The 2,813-nt window shown below is 73.3% G+C and carries 3 protein-coding genes; all 3 read right to left on the reverse strand.

Features of this window, described 5'->3' with window-relative positions; all coding sequences use genetic code 11:
- Nucleotides 1–104: 104 nt before the first annotated feature.
- On the reverse strand, nucleotides 105–1,052 hold the full coding sequence (locus ACFXA3_RS40335) for a hypothetical protein (protein WP_385196073.1): 948 nt from the start codon (nucleotides 1,050–1,052) through the stop codon (nucleotides 105–107).
- A 51-nt stretch (nucleotides 1,053–1,103) separates the two neighbouring features.
- Nucleotides 1,104–2,021, reverse strand: coding sequence for a methylenetetrahydrofolate reductase [NAD(P)H] (metF, locus tag ACFXA3_RS40340; RefSeq protein ID WP_385196075.1), 918 nt, complete (start codon nucleotides 2,019–2,021; stop codon nucleotides 1,104–1,106).
- Between the two features lie 69 nt (nucleotides 2,022–2,090).
- Nucleotides 2,091–2,741 carry a thiamine phosphate synthase gene (gene thiE, locus ACFXA3_RS40345; RefSeq protein WP_385196078.1) on the reverse strand — a complete coding sequence of 217 codons (651 nt, stop codon included), beginning with the start codon at nucleotides 2,739–2,741 and terminating at the stop codon, nucleotides 2,091–2,093.
- Between the last annotated feature and the right edge of the window lie 72 nt (nucleotides 2,742–2,813).

Raw genomic sequence — 2,813 nt, forward strand, 5'->3', positions numbered from 1 at the left:
CGCCGCCCGGCCGCCCCCCCCCGCTCCTCCCCCCCCCCCCCGCCCCGCTCGGCCCCCCCGGCCGCCCCCCCCCCCCCCCGCGACCGGCGTCGGTACGCGGGGCGTCAGTAGCGGTACTGCTCGTACTCGCCGGTGCCCTGGTACGGGTACTGCTGGGGCTGCTGCTGCGGGTACGGGTTCTGCTCGTCCCCGGGGTAGCCCTGGGCGGCCCCTTCGGTGGACCGCTGCTGCGGCACCCACACCCCGCCGGGCGGGGTGTCCATGGAGTACTGCTGCTGCCCGCCCGCGCTCGCGTACGGGTCGGCGGAGTAGTCGGCGTACGGGGTGTAGTCGTACGGCTGTTGCGGGATGACGGTGCCGCCGGTGCCGATGTACGGGTCCGAGTAGGCGGCGTAGACCTGCTGTTCGCCGCCGGCCGGATAGCCCGCGGAGTAGTCGTAGCCGCCCTGGCCCTGCGCGTCGTAGGCCGGCGCTTCGTACGGGGCGGCGTACTGGTGGGCGTCCTGCTCGGCCGTGGCGAACGGCGAGGCGAACGCCGCCGTCCGGCCCGCGTCGGCGGTGGGGGCGAAGCTCTGTATCCCGTACGAGCCGGTGTCCTCGGGCAGCGGCTCGGGGCTGTAGAACTCCGCGGCCGCGGCGTGGTACCGCGGTTCGGGCGCTTCCTTTTCGGGCGTGTCCGCGCCGTCGCGGTCCGCCGTCGCCCCGTCGGAGCCGTACTCCAGCGCGGTGACCTCCAGCGCGGGTTCGGGGCGCGGACCGCCCGCCCGGCGGCGCCGGGTCTGCCGTACGGGCTTGCCGCCCTTGCGCAGCGCCCAGCCGGCCTCGAAGCCCTTGCGGAAGGAGAGCGTCACCAGGGTCTGGCCCACGGCGAACGCGGCCGCGCCGATGCCGATGACCGGCACCGACGGCAGCACCACCCCGGCGACCACACCGAGGAACCCGGCGAACGCGAGCAGGCGCCAGCGCAGCCGGGCCTTGTACTGCATCAGGACCTCGGCAAGCAGCCACAGCGCGACGAAACCGAACGCGATGTAGAGGACCGTCATTCCCATGCGTGGCACCTCTCGGTACGGCCGACCGCCCAGGAAACGGGGGCCGGCCGATCAGGCCCGCTGGTGCAGGCCCAGGTTCTCGTAGATCTCGAGAGTCGCCGTGGAATTGTTCAGCGTGATGAAGTGCAGCCCCGGGACACCCTCGGACAGCAGCCGCGCGCAGAACTCCGTGGCGAACTCGATCCCCATGGAGCGTACAGCGGCCGGATCGTCCTTGACGGCGAGCATGCGCTCTTTCACGGCTGCGGGGAAGACCGCGTTGCTGAGTTGGGGCAGCCGGTCGAGCTGCTTGATCCCCACAACGGGCATGACCTCGGGGATGATCGGGGTCTCGCAGCCCGCCTTCTGCGCACTGTCGCGCAGCCGCAGATAATTCTCCGGATCGAAGAACATCTGGGTGATCGCATAGTCGGCGCCCGCGCGGCACTTGTCCACGAAGTGCCGGATGTCCGTGTCCCAGTCCTCGGAACGCGGGTGCATCTCGGGGAAGGCCGCGACGCCCACGCAGAAGTCCCCGGACTCCTTGAGCAGCCGGACCAGATCGGCGGCGTAGTGCACGCCCTCGGGGTGGGGGACCCAGGGGCCCATGGGGTCGCCGGGCGGGTCTCCGCGCACGGCGAGCATGTTGCGGATGCCGGCGTCGGCGAACTGGCCGATGACGTGGCGCAGCTCGGCGATGGAGTGGTCGACCGCGGTGAGGTGCGCGACGGGGGTCAGGGTGGTGTCGGCGGCGATCTCCTGGGTGGCCTTGACGGTGCCGCCGCGGGTGGAGCCGCCGGCCCCGTAGGTCACGGAGACGAAGCTCGGGCCCACCGCCTCGATCCGGCGCAGCGCGTTCCAGAGGTTGCGCTCGCCCTTCTCCGTCTTGGGGGCCCAGAACTCGAAGGAGTACGACGGGCTCCCGGACGCCAGCAGGTCGCGGACCGTGCGTGCACGGTCCGTGCGGGTGGAAGCGGTACCAAGGGCCATACGGGCAGGTTAGACGGGCCTTCGCACAGGCCGAAGCGGTGTCCGCCTTTTGGACACGTTTTTGGACACCTAGGCGGAGACGCGCTCCCGGACCCGCTTGGCCAGGTCGGCGGCGGCCGCGCGCGGGTCGGAGGCCTCGGTCAGTGCGCGGACGACCACGATGCGGGTGGCTCCGGCGTCGAGGACCTCGTCGAGGTTGCCGGCGTCGATGCCGCCGATCGCGAACCAGGGGCGGGCCGGGGCCAGCGAGGCCGTGTACCGGACCAGGCCGAGGCCGGGGGCGTGGCGGCCGGGCTTGGTGGGGGTGGGCCAGCAGGGGCCGGTGCAGAAGTAGTCCACGCCCGGCTCGGCGACGGCGGCGTCGACCTCGGACTCGGCGTGGCAGGACCGGCCGATCAGCACCTTCTCGCCGAGGATCGCGCGGGCGGCGGGCACGGGGATGTCGCCCTGGCCCAGGTGCAGGACGTCGGAGCCGATGGCGTGGGCGACGTCGGCGCGGTCGTTGACCGCGAGCAGCCTGCCGTGGCGGCGGGCGGCCTCGGCGAAGACCTGGAGGTGTTCGAGCTCCTCGCCGGCCTCCATGCCCTTGTCGCGGAGCTGGACGATGTCCACGCCGCCCGCGAGGACCTCGTCGAGGAACGCGGGGAGGTCCCCCTGCCGCTTGCGGGCGTCCGTGCACAGGTAGAGCCGGGCGTCGGACAGCTGGGCGTTCACGGACATGGGTCCCCCCGGGGTGGGAGCGGTGGGGGCGGGGGGGGCGCGGCGGGCCCCCGCCCCCCCCCGGGGGGGGGG

Origin of the sequence: Streptomyces sp. NPDC059456, assembly GCF_042750055.1 — a bacterium.
GTDB lineage: Bacteria > Actinomycetota > Actinomycetes > Streptomycetales > Streptomycetaceae > Streptomyces.